At 66.4% G+C, this 16,084-nt stretch carries 16 protein-coding genes and 2 pseudogenes; 7 read left to right on the top strand and 11 right to left on the bottom strand.

Annotation, left to right across the window (positions count from 1 at the left end; translation table 11 throughout):
* Positions 1-30: 30 nt before the first annotated feature.
* The gene (locus tag ACFYW9_RS22585; RefSeq protein WP_389153161.1) at positions 31-660 is read right to left on the bottom strand and encodes a hypothetical protein; all 630 of its coding nucleotides are present in this window, start codon (positions 658-660) and stop codon (positions 31-33) included.
* A 357-nt stretch (positions 661-1,017) separates the two neighbouring features.
* On the opposite strand from ACFYW9_RS22585, the gene ACFYW9_RS22590 reads away from it, so the two are divergent.
* Positions 1,018-1,602 (top strand): TerD family protein, encoded by a 585-nt coding sequence (locus tag ACFYW9_RS22590; protein ID WP_351872885.1) that lies wholly within the window; start codon positions 1,018-1,020, stop codon positions 1,600-1,602.
* Positions 1,603-1,850: 248 nt separating this feature from the next.
* Here ACFYW9_RS22590 and ACFYW9_RS22595 read toward each other — a convergent pair whose 3' ends face one another.
* On the bottom strand, positions 1,851-2,642 hold the full coding sequence (locus ACFYW9_RS22595; protein ID WP_389153165.1) for a YqjF family protein: 792 nt from the start codon (positions 2,640-2,642) through the stop codon (positions 1,851-1,853).
* A 532-nt stretch (positions 2,643-3,174) separates the two neighbouring features.
* On the opposite strand from ACFYW9_RS22595, the gene ACFYW9_RS22600 reads away from it, so the two are divergent.
* A complete protein-coding gene (locus ACFYW9_RS22600) occupies positions 3,175-3,921 on the top strand; it encodes an oxidoreductase (protein WP_389153581.1) in 747 nt (248 codons plus the stop codon).
* 274 nt (positions 3,922-4,195) lie between these two features.
* Here the strand turns inward: ACFYW9_RS22600 and ACFYW9_RS22605 are convergent, their stop codons facing one another.
* Together ACFYW9_RS22605 and ACFYW9_RS22610 are read right to left on the bottom strand one after the other, a co-directional pair.
* Complete coding sequence (locus tag ACFYW9_RS22605) at positions 4,196-4,609, bottom strand: cytidine deaminase (RefSeq protein WP_351872889.1); 414 nt, start codon at positions 4,607-4,609, stop codon at positions 4,196-4,198.
* A gap of 28 nt (positions 4,610-4,637) precedes the next feature.
* Positions 4,638-5,769, bottom strand: a pseudogene (locus ACFYW9_RS22610) (IS630 family transposase).
* Between the two features lie 285 nt (positions 5,770-6,054).
* Between ACFYW9_RS22610 and ACFYW9_RS22615 the strand changes: the two are divergent.
* Complete coding sequence (locus tag ACFYW9_RS22615) at positions 6,055-6,273, top strand: hypothetical protein (protein ID WP_389153596.1); 219 nt, start codon at positions 6,055-6,057, stop codon at positions 6,271-6,273.
* Positions 6,248-6,682 (top strand): hypothetical protein, encoded by a 435-nt coding sequence (locus tag ACFYW9_RS22620; RefSeq protein ID WP_389153584.1) that lies wholly within the window; start codon positions 6,248-6,250, stop codon positions 6,680-6,682. The genes ACFYW9_RS22615 and ACFYW9_RS22620 overlap by 26 nt, the downstream gene beginning before the upstream one ends.
* 432 nt (positions 6,683-7,114) lie before the next feature.
* Here the strand turns inward: ACFYW9_RS22620 and ACFYW9_RS22625 are convergent, their stop codons facing one another.
* The 4 genes from ACFYW9_RS22625 to ACFYW9_RS22640 all read right to left on the bottom strand — a co-directional run bounded on the left by ACFYW9_RS22625 (position 7,115) and on the right by ACFYW9_RS22640 (position 10,525).
* Entirely contained in the window at positions 7,115-7,450 is a 336-nt protein-coding gene (locus tag ACFYW9_RS22625) for a hypothetical protein (protein WP_389153169.1), read from the bottom strand.
* Positions 7,451-8,019: 569 nt separating this feature from the next.
* Positions 8,020-8,568, bottom strand: coding sequence for a hypothetical protein (locus ACFYW9_RS22630; RefSeq protein ID WP_389153172.1), 549 nt, complete (start codon positions 8,566-8,568; stop codon positions 8,020-8,022).
* Positions 8,569-8,952: 384 nt separating this feature from the next.
* Positions 8,953-9,720 (bottom strand): transposase, encoded by a 768-nt coding sequence (locus tag ACFYW9_RS22635; RefSeq protein ID WP_389153175.1) that lies wholly within the window; start codon positions 9,718-9,720, stop codon positions 8,953-8,955.
* A gap of 31 nt (positions 9,721-9,751) precedes the next feature.
* A complete protein-coding gene (locus ACFYW9_RS22640; RefSeq protein WP_389153178.1) occupies positions 9,752-10,525 on the bottom strand; it encodes a DUF6082 family protein in 774 nt (257 codons plus the stop codon).
* A gap of 89 nt (positions 10,526-10,614) precedes the next feature.
* Between ACFYW9_RS22640 and ACFYW9_RS22645 the strand changes: the two are divergent.
* Positions 10,615-11,322: pseudogene (locus ACFYW9_RS22645) on the top strand (IS5 family transposase); the annotation flags it as partial.
* Between the two features lie 311 nt (positions 11,323-11,633).
* Here the strand turns inward: ACFYW9_RS22645 and ACFYW9_RS22650 are convergent.
* A complete protein-coding gene (locus ACFYW9_RS22650; RefSeq protein ID WP_389153181.1) occupies positions 11,634-11,987 on the bottom strand; it encodes a hypothetical protein in 354 nt (117 codons plus the stop codon).
* A 911-nt stretch (positions 11,988-12,898) separates the two neighbouring features.
* Between ACFYW9_RS22650 and ACFYW9_RS22655 the strand changes: the two genes are divergently transcribed.
* Positions 12,899-14,152, top strand: coding sequence for an IS256 family transposase (locus tag ACFYW9_RS22655; protein ID WP_389153184.1), 1,254 nt, complete (start codon positions 12,899-12,901; stop codon positions 14,150-14,152).
* Positions 14,149-14,649, top strand: a complete 501-nt coding sequence (locus tag ACFYW9_RS22660) for a hypothetical protein (protein ID WP_389153189.1) — start codon at positions 14,149-14,151, stop codon at positions 14,647-14,649. The genes ACFYW9_RS22655 and ACFYW9_RS22660 overlap by 4 nt, the downstream gene beginning before the upstream one ends.
* 103 nt (positions 14,650-14,752) lie before the next feature.
* On the opposite strand, the gene ACFYW9_RS22665 is transcribed toward ACFYW9_RS22660, so the two are convergent.
* Together ACFYW9_RS22665 and ACFYW9_RS22670 are read right to left on the bottom strand one after the other, a co-directional pair.
* Positions 14,753-15,319, bottom strand: a complete 567-nt coding sequence (locus tag ACFYW9_RS22665; protein WP_351876388.1) for a hypothetical protein — start codon at positions 15,317-15,319, stop codon at positions 14,753-14,755.
* Between the two features lie 334 nt (positions 15,320-15,653).
* Complete coding sequence (locus ACFYW9_RS22670; RefSeq protein ID WP_389153192.1) at positions 15,654-16,007, bottom strand: hypothetical protein; 354 nt, start codon at positions 16,005-16,007, stop codon at positions 15,654-15,656.
* Positions 16,008-16,084 lie beyond the last annotated feature (77 nt).

Consider the following 16,084-nt stretch of genomic DNA (forward strand, 5'->3'; position numbering starts at 1 on the left):
GGACTCCCGAAGCCCACCGCGCCGCGAGGGTCAACGCAGCCAGCCGTGGTCGCGGACGACCGGCAGCCTCGCCCAGAGCCTGCCCAGGCCCAGTACGTCACCGGCGGCGACGGCGGCCAGCACGATCAGGGCGACGGCGTAGACGACGTGGTAGTCGACGAACGGGTTGGTGGACATGCTCGGCGAGCCGTCCGCGAGGTGCCTGGCGGGGGGCCATTCGGCGATCCACATCAGCCCCATCATCGCGGTGCCCGCGACGGCGGCGATCCGCAGCGCGACGCCCGCGACCAGGGCGAGGCCGATGGCGAGCAGGCCCAGCATGAACAGCCGGTCGGCCCAGGTGTCCCCCGCCCAGGAGTGGAAGGTGGACTTCATCGGTCCCGCCGCGACGGAGCCGAGGAAGCCCTGGGTCGGTGATCCGCCGTCGGTCCACCCCTTGCCGGACGGGGTGGCGTAGCCGAGGCCGAAGGTCTTGTCGAGGAAGGCCCACAGGAAGACGAACCCGGTGAGCAGGCGCAGGGACGCGAGGGCGTAGGCCCGCGCGGTGCTCGTGCCGGTACCCGCCGACGCGGCCGGCCCGGACGCGGCGGTGGTCCGGTTCCCGCGAGACGACGGCAGGTGGAAGCCGGAGCTCCGGCGAGGCTGCTCGTGCACGGCCATGGTGGTGGTTCCCTTCGGGGCGGTGGGTTCGTTGTCCGACGTCGCTCATTCTCGTCCCGGACACCGGCCGGTGCCGGATGCCGAAGGTCTGCGGCCGTGGGGCTGAACGGCCCTGTTTTCAGGACCTGTTGGGCACTGCCTGACACAGCGGACGTGCGGACCACAGTCGTTGGGCTCGACCGTCGCCCATCGGTGGGCCGGAAGGCCGGACCGATGGAAAGCGGCGCAGGGGCAGGTGCCCTCGGAGGGCCCCGGAACTCCAGCGCGGCACAACTCGGGACCCCAGGCGGGGAACCGATCGAGGACAAGGCACACTCTGCGAGGTGTAATCCCTTTTCACCGGAGGATGGCCCACCCATGATCACGCTCACCAAGGAAGACGGACCCGCCGACCTGGACGGAGTGACTCGCCTGTCCATCGGGGTGTCGTGGGACGCCACGGCAGGCAGCAGCGGAGGAGTCGTGGGAATGCTCCGCCGCAAGAGCGGCACCGACCTGGATCTGATCGCCGTCGCCATGCACGGCGCGGACCCGGTACGCCTGGCCGGCCTCGATTCACTCGACCCCATGGGCAACGGCTCCCTGGTACACAGCGGCGACAACCAGACCGGACACGGCGACGGCGACGACGAAACCGTCTCGGTGGAGTTCGCACGCATTCCCGCGCACATCACGTCCATCGTGTTCGTCGCCGCCGCCTTCAAGAAGGGAAGCTCCTTCCAGAAGGCACGCAACATCAGTTTCAAGGTCTACGACGCGACCGGTGGCAGCACCCAGCAGGTCGCGGACGTCTGGCCCAGCCTGCTCACCCAGGACAACGCCTGCGCCGTGGCCAAGGCCGTGCGGGTCGACGGTGCCTGGAAGCTCGAAGTGATCAACGTGACGGGAAAGATCAAGCAGGGTGACGAAAGCGCCCTGATGCGCTTCGCGTTGAGCAAGTAGGCCTCTCACCGAGGCCGGTACCGGACGAACGCTCGCGTCCACACCCGAGGGTCCATACCGAAGGGTCCGCGCTGTCGGCTGAAGCCGGCCGGAGAACTCGTCTTCGGCCATGACGTGCGAGTGAACCCCGGTCCGTGACGGCACGGACCGGGGGTGCGGAAACCTGTTCCGGACGCGAGCCGGCGCTCACCGCGTCCGGAACGGAAGCGGCCCGCGTCCCGGCCGAGTCGTGGGGACGGAACCCGGCCTCACCCGGCGGTCCGCGGCTTCGCCGGTGCGGTGGGCGGGACGGGGACCGGTCCGCGGGGCGCGAGGCCGGTGGGTCTCCCGAGGCGTACCGGGACACCGGGCGAGTACAGGACGCTGACCGGTGGATCGTCGGGTTCCGGGATTCCGGCGGCCGCGAGGAGGTTCTCCTCGCAGGAGACCAGTTCCGCGTGGTGGAGCGGCCAGCGCGGGTGCTCGTTGGCGACGTAGCCCGTTCCGCCGGAGAAGGCGTTGTGCATGCCCCATCGGGCCGTGAGGAAGTGCTCCAGTTCGGTGGGCTCCGCGATGGGCCGGCCGACTCTCACGGCGATCCGGCTGTACGCCCGGGAAGTGCCGGGCCGGCGCCGGGAACTCTCGTACGTGACCATGTCGCCGTCGGCCCGTACCCGCATACGGGACCAGAGGTACGGGAGCCGGAAACCGAGGCGTCCGATGATCACCGGCACGAGCCGCGAGGCGTCCATGGACCTGAAGACGACTCCTCGGCGTCCGTGCTCGTCGACCGAGTAGAGGCGCACGTTGGTCTCCGGGAAGGAGCCGAGATACGGCACCCCGGGAAGGCCGAGCCATCCCACTTCGTCCATCCGGAACGCGACGAGGCCGACGTAGGTGACGCCCTCGTGCGTGTCGGGAACGAGCCCGCGCGGCAGCAGCGGCGCGACGGCCTCGGGATCGACGGCCCAGTGGAGGAACGCGAGGTCGAGCCATCGCTGGGTGAGGAGCGGGTTGCGCACGGCGACCGGCGCCTCGGGCGTGACGGGAATGGGCTGCACCCCACCAGCGTGCCAGACCGCGATTCGGGGCGGCCCGTCCCGGGACGACGGCGGCGCGTAACGCTTCTCCGGAGCCGTGTACACAGGTTCGAATCCTGCCGGGGCGCTCGCCGCACAGCCAGCAAGAATCAGGCGCTGAGCTGGGCGGATGCCTGGATGAGAGAGCGGGAGCCGGTCTCACCGACTCCCGCTCTTTCTCGTTGTCCCTCACTGTTCCCAGGGGAAGCCGGGGGCTGTAGCGAATAGCGAATGCGGTCGCTTCAGTAGCTACACGACCGGACGACATCGTCCAGGGCGAGGGCATCCTTGCCGCCTGCGGCGATGTCCTCGCCGGCGGACAGGTTGGGGACAGCGGTCGGGGCGGTCTGGTTGGTGTCGCCGAGCTGCCCGGCGGAGTTGTGCCGAGGGGCATGGAACCCGCGGGTATCCCACGCGTCGGCTCCCGTCAGGCAGGCCTTGGCGCCACCGGCGGCCCGCGTCCCGGATCCGCATGAAGCACCATGAGCATGATCAAATACTCAAGGAGTCCCTGATGCCGACAACACGGCCGGTGGCACTCGTGACAGGCGCGTCCTCCGGCATCGGAGAGGCAGCCGCCCTCGCGCTCGTCGAAGCGGGCTTCGAGGTGGTCGGAACCAGCCGGAACACCTCGAAGGTCACCCCGCGCGATGGCGTCACCTTCCTCGACCTCGACGTGGCCAGTGACGCGTCGGTCACCGCCCTGGTCCAGCAGGTCATCGACCGGTTCGGCCGGATCGACATCCTGGTCAACAACGCCGGTATCGGCTCGACAGGCGCCGCCGAGGAAAGCTCCCTGACGCAGGACCAGCATGTGTTCGACATCAACGTGTTCGGCGTCCTCCGCATGACGAAGGCCGTCCTGCCACACATGCGCGCCCAGAGCCACGGACGCATCATCAACACGTCGTCGATCTACGGCTTCATCCCCCAGCCCTACATGGCCGCGTATGTCGCGTCCAAGCACGCCGTCGAGGGCTACTCCGAATCCCTGGACCACGAGGTCCGCGAGCATGGCGTCCGGATCCTCCTCGTCGAGCCCGGCGCGACCAACACCGCGTTCGAAGGAAACATCGTGCAACCCGATACACCGCTGCCGATCTACGCGGAGCAGCAGCGCATTGCTGACCGACTGGTCGCGGAGGCGGTCAAAGGCGGCGACGCCCCCGCCAAGATTCCTGTGAAACTGGGATGCGCCACCATGCGCCACCATGCGCCGATGACGCTCCGTCACAGTCAGCGGCGGTGTCAGCGAGTGTGACGACCTCATACGGATCGTCTTTCCGCACCTCGATGCGGCGCGGATGCCAGAGTGAATCTTTTCCAACCCGCTGTGCGGGTCCGGAAGCTGGTGTGGCAGACGAGTGAAGCCCCTGGTGCATGGCCCCGGCCCACCCGTACCGGTACCCAAGCCGTCCACATCGAACGACCCCAACCCCAGACCTGTACGGCAACGGCATTGAACCTGGTGCCGCATCAAGCAACGTTCGCCCTGTTGTCGGCCGACGGTGCCGGCTCGTGCTGAGTGGCGGGGTCTACTCGGCGTCGAGCTGGTGGTCGGCCCAGACGTAGCTTTCGGGCAGCAAGTCGGTGACAAGGACGGTTCGGACACGGTCGTCTTCGCCGACGATGACCTTGAGGGCGGGAAAGTAGTCGAGAAGGACCTGACGGCACCGGCCGCACGGGGGAACAATCCCCCGGTCGCGGTCGCCCACGGCGACAATCGTGTCCAGCTCGTAGGCGCCCTGGGCGGCTGCCGCGCCGATGACGACCAGCTCGGCGCAGGGTCCTCCCGTGAAGTGGTAGGCGTTCACCGCCGTGACGATCCGGCCGTCCCGGGCGCGGGCCGCGGCCGCCATGGTGTGGTTGTCGCCGCGGCAACGAGTGCGCGCGACGTGCGCCGCGGCCTGGATGAGTTCGTGGTCGACGGGGTGGGTCTGCGTGGTCATCGTCTCTGCCTTCGTCAGGTGTCAGGTATCAGGCGACGTTGATCCGAGTGACGATGGCGTGCAAGCGAATATCGGCAGTGTGCTTGTTCCGCCGGATGCTGTAGCGGCGGATCATGCTGCCCTGTTCCTTGTGGCTGCCGTGGTCGGTGCCGTCCAGCGTGAAATAGCGCAGGGCGGTGAACTGGACTTCGATCCGGTTCAGCCACGAGCTGTTGGTCGGCGTGCAGGCGTATTCGACGTTGTCGGCCTTGGCCCGGTCGCCGCCCCGGGTGTCCTTCTTGGTGGTCAGGTGCGGGAAGAAGTTGTCGAGCACGATCGCGATACGGGTCTTGGGCGGGTAGAGGCTGCGCAGGCAACGGCAGAACTCCATGAACCTCGTACGGTTCTTCCTCGGCTTGATGTAGCCGTAGAGCTTGTCCCTGCCCAGGTCGTAGGCGGCGGACAGGTACCGGACCCCGTGCGGGCGGGTGCAGGTCGCCCGTCGGCGGGGCCGGGGTTCCCGGTCGGGGTCCTTGCGCCGGCCGACGCACTCGGTCCACTGCCGCCCGGAGTGGGGCTGGATGTTGAGCGGGCCGAACTCGTCCACGCAGATCACGACTTCGGGTTCGTCTTCCTCGGGTATGACCTCGCCGTCGGCGAGGGCGTAGAGATGCTCGACCCGGGCCTTCTGGGCCGCGTAGTCGGGATCTCGGCAGGTCTTCCAGGTCTTTGTGCGTTGAAGGGAGAAGCCTTCAACGCGGAGCAGGATGCGCAGGCCCTCGTGGCTGATGTCGTCGACCACCCTCTCGACGACCAGGAAGTCGGCCAGTTCGGTCAGGCTCCAGGTCGAGAACGGCAGGCCGTGCTCGACCGGCCTGGACTTGGCGATCTTCTTGATCTCCCGGCGCTCCGGAAGCGTGAAAGTCTTCGGGCGCCCGCCCTTGTATTTGAGGTAGAGGGACTCGAAGCCATCGGTGTTGAAGTTGTGGATCACGTCCCGGACCCGTCCGCGCTGGTGAACGTCACCTCGGCGATCCTCGTCACGGACATGGCCTGGGCGGACAGCAGGACCATCTGAGCCCGCCGCCAGGTCACCACCGAACCCGTGCCTCTGCGGATGATCCGCAACGGCGCTGCCCCTCGTCGCCATCGATCTCGCGGACGCGTACCCGTTCTGCCACCCGGACAGGCTGGTGACATCGCTCCGCCCAGACCAGCATCCGAACGGCGCGTCACGCCACTACGGGGCAAAGGTTCTCTGATGCGGCACTAGGTCCTGTCTGACAGAGGTCCTGTCTGACAGATGATCGTTTCTCGCGTCTGCGGCTTGGGCCGATGGCCTTGCCGTGGTGGGCTGGGGCAGTGATGCTGACCCGGTGCCAGGACAGAGGAAGAGGAAACGCAAGGAACGGGACTCACGGGTACGGGCTGCCGCTCGCACCGCTCCGGACAAGGGTTACTGGGAAGTGGTCTTCGAGACTCGTGACGTGTCGGAATTTAATGCCCACCTCCGTGGCCTGCGTGCCGGGAAGGAGAGTTTCGACGGGGAGCTGGCCCGGATCGACACGTTCTGCGGGCGCCTGTCGCATCCGACCGTCTACCGGCTGAGCCTGTTCGTTCCGTACCCCGTGGGTGATCCTGACCGCGAGCGCCTTGATGATGGATCTTGCGGTGGGCCGGGGTGAGTCGACGGATGCGGCGCGGGGGCGAATAGTCCCGCTGCTGCCTGGGATTGACGGTCGTGGGCGGCCGTGGCGGGATCACCGGCAGGTGGTGAACGGGGTGCTGTGGCGGTTGCGGACCGGGGAGTCCTCGCGGGCCATCCGGGTCGGCTTACGGCGGCGCGGCATCCGCGCGGTCATCCCCGAACGCGCCGACCAAGTGGCCGACCGGAAGCGCCGGGGGCCGGCCGGTGGACGCCCGTCGGCCTTCGACGCCGATCAGTACAAGGCCCGCAACGTGGTCGAACGCTGCTTCAGCGGACTCAAGCAGTTCCGGGCCATCGCCACCCGCTTCGACGAACTCGCCGACCGCTACCGCGCAGGCCTCCACCTCGCGGCACTCATCCTCTGTCTCCGCGAACCCGCCAGATGATCTTTGTCAGACACGGCCTAGACCGCGTCGCCCCCTTCCTCCAGCACCTTTGCGGTCTTCGCGTTGGCTGCTTCCTCGTGCCCGTCGATGCAGCCGTGGTACCGGCGATGGATCACCTCCGGGAAGTTGTGGGGGGCTCCCCTCCCGTCCGCCGTCGACCCAGGCAGAGCCGAGCAGACGCGGCCCCTGGCGTCCCGGTCGTTCGTCCGGCAGGGCGCTCCACCTTGACGCCCTGAACCACGCCCGCTTCACGGTGTGTGGGTCGACGGCAGACGGGATGGGAGCTGGGGCGAGTGGTGGGGTTGGGGAAGAGAACAGCTGCGGCCTTGGCTGGCATGATCCCGGCCATGCCAATGCCGAGCCTGAAAGCGTCTGATGCGCGTTCCAGTCGGTCGGCAGGAGGCCATAGACGACCTCATCGCGTTGGCCGGGTCATTGATCGCAGGAAATCTCAGCCAACCATTCCGGGGTGTAGCACTCAGCGAACGACCACTTCTGGTCCGAGTAATGGTCACCCGTGCTGTCGGTGTACACCTCAAGCGTGGCTTGCGGCGTCAGGCGGTAGTACTCGCGAATCGGGTCACCCTCCACAGTGGGAAAAGCCACCTTCAGTTCTGCGCCCTCACCGCTCTTGAGGGCTCGCCGGAGGCAGGCGATTTCTCGAACGGCCTGCTTCTGCATCTCCTCACCCTGAGCCAATCTCACCTCGCCACAGCTTGAAAACTCAGTTCTGGACTCCCAGCGGTCCTTGACCGGATCGTCCAGCACGCCGCAACCTCCAGCCGCCAAGAACACGGCCGCCATCGCGACAAACCGCGCGCGGGCCGAGACAGCCGCCACGCAGCGACGACGAGTGCTGCTCTCACCTGTCGTCCGCACCAGGTACGCCGACCTCACCCGTCGCAATGGGTCCGGCCCGTCCTCGTCGGAGTACACGGGCAGACCCGTCTTCGCTCCCAAAGCCCCTCCCCGAACCCAATGCTTGATCGCGGCTGCACCATACCCGCCGGCTCCGAGATGATGTGCACGGCGAGTGGCTTGAGCAACGACGGCGCCCGGTACAGCAGCGAAGTACAGCAGCACCGTGACCGTGGTCAACTGGTATCGGCCCCAAAGCCCGAGCGACCAGCCCAACTGACCTCAACGACCATCCGGCCCATAGTTCGCATCGAGGTGGCACACCATTGCACCCCGTCTCCAAGATGCCCGCCGCCGATACAGGATCGACCGCTGGGGCGCTGAAGTCCACCTTGCAGTAGGGCTGGATCTGCCTCCGGATCCGGGAGAAGCGTGCGCGCCCGTGGGCGACGGGACCGTCCGCCTCGGCCGCTGATCCGTCACTCGCCGAAGTCGAAGGAAGCGATGACACGGGCCGGGGCGCGGAGGGTGGTTCCGGCGGGGGTGCGTTCGATCAGGATGCTGACACCTGTGCCGGGACCCCTGCCGTGATAGCTCCAGACAGGTCCCTTGAGAGCCGGCCCGCACAGTCCATCGGGCATCTCGTGACCGCCCTCACCCCACGCGTATGCGCTGCCGTAGTTCTCGTCGAACAGAGGCTCCCCCTCCGGGACGAGTCCTGCGCGGTGCAGATAGTCCGGCATCCGGTCGCTCAGGAAGGAGACCTCGGCGAAGCCGTCCTGCGTGATGTAGTGGACGTCGGTGGCATCGGCGGGGATCGGCACGCCTCCGAGCGAGATCTTCCCCGTCAGCGTGGAGTCGCTGCCCTCGCAGGCCCGGGCGTCCCCGAACGGGTGGGACAACTCGTCCTGGAACAGCCAGAACAGGCCTCCTGCCACCACGCCGAGGAAGGCGAGGCCGACGACCACGACCGCCGCGCTCGGCAGTCTCCGTCGTCCTATGGATTCCTCCCGATCCGCGTGACCCATACCCTCCGGATCCGAAGTTTCGTTCATCTCGCCCGAAACGACGCTCCCGCCGCCCGTTTCCGCATCACCCATGAAAGCCTCCTGGCCGTACCCGCGCATGATCATCGGCAGCATAGGGGACTCCACAGCGCGAACACCTGGCATTCCCAGGTGACTTCAGCTTCTGGCGGCACCCGACCGCGCAGCTCCCCGACGAAGCGGTCGTGCCAGACTCGTGCCAGATCGTGCGGGAAACCACGGGGAACACCAGGAAGCCGGCCGACCTCGCACCAGGCGTCGGCAAGATCCTGTTACGGGCTCCAAGCGCTCGCTCCACGCGTAGTACGACACCTAAGGGTTGTCCCGTAAATGATCTTTGGGTTGGTGTGGCTGTGGACATCCCGACTATCCGTCGAGGGTGAGGTTGTGCGGGCGGGCGATGCCGAGCATGGCGTGGTGGACGCCGTGCCCTTTGAGGCGGCAGTCGCGGAGGATCTTCCAGCTCTTCATCCGGGCGAAGACGTGTTCCACGCGGGCACGGACCTGTTTGTGGGACTTGTTGTGCGCCACTTTCCAGTCGGACAGGTCTTCGTCCTTGCGGCGCCGGTGGGGCATGACGAGTCCGGTGCCCGGATAACCGCCGTCGGCAATCGTGATGGTGCGGCCAACTGCGGCCCTGGCGCCGGATTCCTCCCATGCCTTGCAGTCGTTGCGGTTGCCCGGCAGCGGTCGGCCGACCACGACCACCCGGCGGGTGTCGGCATCGATGACGACCTGGTGGTTGGTGGAGTACCGGTAGTTCTTCGGCTGCTCGGCCACCTTGTGGTCGCGGGTGGGCACCAGGGTGCCGTCCACGATCAGCACGGCGTCCTTGGCGAACTGGCGCCGTGGCTGCAAGGACAGCAGCGGGCCGGGCTGGACGATGATCCGTTCCGCGGCCGACTTCGAGATGCCGAACAGCGGGGCCAGATGGCGCATCGTCAAGTTCGTACGCCAGTAGGCCACGACCAGCAGTACCCGGTCCTCCAGGGCCAGACTCCAAGGCCGTCCCCGGCGAACCGCGTCGGCGCCCTCACGCCGCAGTGCGGCCACCAACGTGCCGAACCTGCGCGGGCCCAGCCCGGAGAACGGGGTTGTCCAAGACGGCTCCGACGCCGTAATCACACCAGCCACAACGTGATCATCTCGCCCGCGGCCGACGCCCCTAGCGTCGGCTACGTAGCAGCGATCCGAGAGCCAGGCCGGCGCCCAGACCGATCAGGGCACCGACCGATGTCCGCCATGCGGGCGACGCCCCCGAAATCGGCGCGGCAGGCGGAGGGGACGCAATGGGCGAGTGAGTCGGTGGTCCGGAAGCGACAGCGCGAGCGTGCTCCTCACCCACGATGGCCAGGAAGCGACGACCGACACGGCTTCCGGACGAACCGGCGATCCACGAGGTGTGAGCCCTGTTCCAGTAGTGCCGCCCAGCCTCTCCGGTGAACATCCCGGCAAGCATGTCCCGCAGCAGACTCTCGCGAATGGTCCCGATTTCGAAGCCCATCCACGCGTAGTTCATCATGAGGTCGGCGTAGACATGGCGCTTCCGCTGATAAGGATCGACAATGTCCGTATCACCCCAAACGGGCTGGAAAAGTGCCATGTCGTCAAGTTCCAGGCGGACCAGTTCGAGGTAGTAACTGCGGATCCCCTGGACCTGGTCCGCCCTGGCCTGCCGGTTCTGAACGCCCAGGGAAACCGCGACGCCGACCAACGCCAGCGCCGAGACGATCGCCGACGTGAAGCCGTACGCCGCACCGACCTGACTCAGTCTGTTCCAGTCCACGCCTTTGGAGCCCGAGATTTCCTCCAGCACGAAAGGCGACAACAGCACCACCGTCAGTGCGAGCGCTGCAACAGCGACCAGCGCCAGAGCTCTGCCGACTCGGCGAGCCACCGCTGCCGCCGTGGACCCATGACGAATTATCAGGTCGATCACCCCCAGGCGAGCCTGCCCCAGTGACTAGGCCGAGCCTGGGGAAGCCTACTTCCAGCCGACGTGCTCGGCATCGCCCGCTTGTACAACCCACTGATGAGACGCTGTTCGCGGCCATCATCTACGTCCTGGTCAGCGGCTGCGCCTGGCGGGCACTACCGCCCTGCTTCGGCATATCGAAGTCGACCGCGCATCGAAGATTCCTGATCTGGTCGAGAGCCGATGTCTGGGGACGTCTGCACGAGGCCGTGCTGCACCGGCTCGACGACGCCGGCCTCGTCGATGTCACCCGCGTCGTCCTCGACACCGCCCATGTCAGGGCTAAAAAAAGGGGGCGAACACACAGGTCCGAGCCCCGTGGACCGGGGTGAGCCGGGTTCCAAGATGCACATCCTGTCGGACGCGAACGGACTGCCCCTGGCGGTTGGTGTCCCCGCCGCAAACGTCCACGACAGCGAAGGGCTGAAGCCCATGGTCACGGGCCACCAAACGAAACACGACCCGTTCCGCGGACGGTACTTCAAGCCTCAGCGACTCCACGCGGACAAGGCCTATGACATACCCCACCTGCGAAAATGGCTTTGGGGAAAGCGCATTGGCATTCGCATCGCCCGCAAGGGGATCGAGTCCAGCGACGACTCGACCGCCGCAGGTGGGTCATCGAGCGCACCATCTCCCGGCTCTCCGGCTACCGACGACTGAGCCCCCGCTACGAACCCAACCCCCGCAACTACCTGGCATTCCTCGGCCTCGCCGCCGCCCTCTACTGCTACAAGAGGTTCGTCCGCCTCACCACATAGGACATGGTCTAAGTAAATAAGTCCAACTCACCCAAAGTTAAAGGCTCTACACATGCTTTAAGCTACTCTGTCATGGTCTTGTTCGCCTGCTCCGGGCAAACCGCGAGAGAGGAAGTGCGACGCTTAGCGTTAGTTGGCCCCGCGCAGCGATGGTTGGCCACTTGAGTCCTGTGCCATTTGGGCTGTGACTGAGCAGCTGATCTGACCGCTGAGTGCTTGAGTTGGCCGCTTGAGCGCCGCAGTTGACCCGGATGAACACAAGGCCACGGTTTCTGTAGGGCGACTGACTTGAGCGGAGTTCGGTCCGCCGCTCAGCAGCCGGGCGGAGTCCGGTCCTGCGGCCCGCCAGCCGCCTTTGCCTCGCAGTCGTCCATCCGTGCCCGCTCAGCCACAGCCGGGTCGGCCGAGTCCGAGACCAGCTCCGCGATACGCAAGGTGCACTCCCACTCCGTCAGCTTGCCTTTGATCACCACCAGGTATGTCTCCTGATCGGCGAAGCGGTACACATGGCGCCGCTTCTCGACGATATGTTTGGTCGGTACATACGTGTGGAGGGCTGCACGGAGTGTCTTCAGTGCCTGGTCCTTCGTCTCCAGCCCACGGCAGATGAACTCGGTCCTCGACACGTCGCTGTAATACTCCGCGATCACAACCCAGTTGCCCATGCTCGTTCCCCCCTCGGCGCCGTTGCCAGCTAGCCACAACCCAGCCTCCGGAGCAAGAGCAATGCAGACCGAGTCGGCGCGGCCGCCCGGCAGACGACCGCGCGGCCTCGGCCCGCCCTGGGTCCGTTGATCCGCTTCGAACCTGGCGGGAGCCTTCCGGGTTTGCCTTCCGTGACTAACCGCGGCGTGGCAGCTGTCGCGTACGGCGCCACCAGCGACGACAAATCCTGCCCGTCTGGCGGATCTGCCGAGCGAAGATCTTTCCCGACTCAATCAGGCACTGCCTGCCGTCGGACACACTGACCTCGATCTCCAAGATCCGGCGCTGCAAGCGTGGCGGCAGATGTTCATGGTGACCAGATCGCCTCTGTCGCCATCCGGTGATCGAAGACAGGGGCAACGCGTAAACCTCGCCACACGGGTCCCGGTAGTACAGCGTCCGATCGGTGAGAACGAAGTCCCCGTCCGGCGCCGGAAAGTACGCCTTGATCTGATCGACCACCCAGAACTCGGAGGCATGGGCTCCTGCAGAACGAGATCACCAGCACTGCTCGCCACTGGTGTCTCTCCACGTTAAATGGAATCGGACCATCCAGGCATCGACCGTTGGCAAGTCCCCTAAACGACGTCGGGCTCTGCCTCCAGCCCCGGTTACCAGGGCGGCACCAGCCTTTCGACGTCGCCGTAATCGGCATACCTGTGAAGCAGACCAGACTCTGTCGACCCGTGTTCTGCGCAGTATGCGTGTCCCGTGCGAGTCCTCCGGGCTCGCGGTACCGCACGTTCCCCGGAGCAATGCTCAAGACCTGTGGATCGGTGTAGGGGACGCGCGAAGGGCGTACCTTCCCGAGTGATCCTGTGATGGTCATCGAGTAGGCCGACGTTGGCGCGTCGGTCGGGAAGGCACGCCCGTGCTCGCCGTAGTGAATGACGACGGCTCCACGCGAGACGGCTCCTTGATTGACGAGATCGTCCGCGAGGGCGCTCGGCGGATGTTGGCCGCCGCGTTGGAAGCGGAAGTAAACCATTACATAGCCGAGTTGGCTGATCAACGAGATGGCGACGGCCGCCGTCTGGTGGTTCGCAACGGCTGTCACCAGCCGCGGAAGGTCACGACCGTCGCTGGGGCGGTCGAGGTCAGGGCGCTCCGGGTGAACGACAAGCGTGTCGACGGGGCCACCGGCGAGCGCAGGCGGTTCTCCTCGGCGATTCTCCCGCCTTGGTGCCAGAAGTCTCCGAAGATCAGCGAGGTGCTGCCGCTGCTCTATCTGCACGGCCTGCCGTCGGGGGATTTCGTGCCCGCGCTCGAGCAGTTCCTCGGCTCGGCGGCCGGCCTGTCGCCGGCGACGGTGACGCGGCTGACCGCGCAGTGGCAGGCCGACCACACCGCGTTCCAGGACCGTGACCTGTCCGCCACCGACTACGTGTATGTCTGGGCGGACGGCGTCCACCTGCGGATACGCCTGGAGGAGGCGAAGGCCGCAGTGTTGGTACTGATGGGCGTGCGTGCGGACGGAACGAAGGAACTGATCGCTATGACCGATGGCTACCGCGAGTCGTCCGAGGCATGGGCCGGGCTGCTGCGGGGCTGCGCCCGCCGGGGCATGCGGGCCCCGGTCCTGGCCGTCGGCGACGGCGCGCTCGGCTTCTGGAAAGCGCTGGGCGAGGTATTCCCCGACACCTGTCATCAGAGGTGCTGGGTTCACAAAACCGCCAACGTGCTCGATCCACTCCCGAAGTCGGCCCAGCCGACGGCCCAGCGCGCCGTCCAGGAGATCTACAACGCCGAGGACAAGGACCACGCGACCAGGGCCGTCCGCGACTTCGAGCGGGCCTACGGGACGAAGTACCCCAAGGTCGTCAAGCGGATCACGGACGACGAGGACGACCTGCTGGCGTTCTTCGATTTCCCCGCCGAGCACCGGATCCATCTGCGGACCACCAACCCGATCGAGTCGACCTTCGCCACCGTGCGACTACGGACCAAGGTCACCAAGGGCTCCGGCTCCCGCGCCGCCGCTCTGGCCATGGTCTTCAAGCTCATCGAGTCCGCCCAGGCCCGCTGGCGCGCGGTCAATGCACCCCACTTGGTCGCCCTGGTCCGAGCCGGCGCCCGCTTTGAACGTGGCCAACTCGTGGAGCGACCGGAAAGGCTCGCCGCGTGACCGACCAGCCCTTCGACGAGGAGCCCCCCGAGCACCTCCGCTACCGCAGCTACCTGCAGGATCTGGAAGATGTCTCAGAGGCGGACGAGGCCACCCTGGTGGCCACCGTCCTGCACGATCCGCACGTATCGATGGCGGAGGCCGCAGTCAACCGCCACCTTGAGCGTCGGGCCGCCCACCTGCTGACCGACCCGGCGTTCACCGCTTGGGCCCACACCTTCGCGACCGTAATCGGGGACCGACCCTTCCTCGCCCGTCGGCTGTGCGAGTGGACCCTGCTCAGAGCAGTCGCGCTGGATGAGCCATGGACCGCCGAGGAGCTCACCACCGCATCCGACTGGTTCCAACGCACGGCCACGGTCGTACTCGCCGTCACCTCGCATGAGGCCCTCAGCCTGCTCGCCGAACGGGGACGAACCCGCCGCGTTCGGAACGCAGCGAGCCGCCGACTGCAAGATTTGGATCAACGCCAATCCGACACGATCCACAAGTCTTGACGATTCCTCTGCGGACGCCTGCGGACCATCCACACAGGTGAGCAGCACTCCATCCCAAGGCACAGCCTCCGGCCAAGTTGCGTCGGGACGAAGCAGTCGTCGACTAACCGCACGAATCGCAAATGCCTGTCGAAGGCAGTTGAACGAAGCAACGCTCACAAACCCGGGCAGGCTTTTCAGTGCGCTCACGTCGGCGTTCGACGGCGGCCTGCAGTCTGGGGGCGAGGGCCGGCACACCACCACCAGTTGGCATGGTCGCCCCAAAGTGGCGATAGCAAGCAAGGCGGGCGTCGGCAGCGTGATGCTCGCGCTCCAGCTCGTCATCTACCGGTGGCTCTCCAGCGACTGCCAGAACTTCCTTGTAGCCGCTGCCTACCTTGCCGTCATCTGTATGGACCACCAGAGCCGTCAGCGGTGGGTCGCCGCGACGGTAGGCTTCACGCACCACCCGACCCAAAACCGGACCGATCCAGTTGTGCAGCAGAGTCTTGGTCCGGATGCCGGTCCGGCTCTGGATCTCCTCCGCCAACTCCTTGTAAGTGATCACGGCGTGGTAGGTCTGCGCAACGCCTACGAGGATCAAGTACGCCTCTGAGCCCCAGGCTTCGCGTGCCTCCTGGCCCGTCGGCTTGTCGACGCCGACCGCAGACTCAGAATCCCCCTGCTTCATCCTCACCCCGTCGTGCTGTCGATCGTTGGCACTCCCTTGCATCCTCCCCTACGGGAGACCGACCGCGCCATGGCTCTGTGCGTGCTCACCGCCGTACGCCAGCTGATACAAAGCAGTCGGCGACTATCGAGCAATCCGACGCCTCAAATCAGCCGCGCCCAGCTCCGAGGCAGCCGACTACGTCGAGGGCGAGCAACTGCCCTAATCCCTGCGGTACAGCAGCGAAGTACATCAACCACGACGACCGTAGCTGCCCGCTAGCACCCTTCAATGGCCAGCTGAGCAGCTGACACGACCTCAACGACTCATCAGCCGATAGTTCGTATCGAGGCGATCAGTCCGCGTCAGAGTCCGCGCGCCCTACGGAGCGGAACACGGTCTCGTACTCCCCTGCGCGCACCAGATGATCCACAACTCTCGCCATGGCCGAGATGCCGGCGTCACGGACGATGAGCCCGTCCCGGCAGGTGAAGAAGCTTCCCCTCAACTCCTCACCTGTCGTCGCCCACCGGTTCATGAGCCTTTGGACCTCAGCGAGCGTGAAGATGGTCCCTGACCACCGGAGCCCGTCCGCGAAGATCACCCACATGTCGATGTTGCAGACCTCCTCAAGCGCTTCGCCCGCATCGGGCACGAAACAGATCTCGTACCCGTCCCGCCGCACCCGGTAAAAAGGGCCGTCCCACATGGCGCTCCTGACTCCCCCACTCGATTCCGAACGCGGAACTTAAAGGCTGTCTCGTAAATGATCTCCGAGTCGTTTCG

Origin of the sequence: Streptomyces sp. NPDC002698, from assembly GCF_042888945.1 — a bacterium.
Lineage (GTDB): Bacteria > Actinomycetota > Actinomycetes > Streptomycetales > Streptomycetaceae > Streptomyces.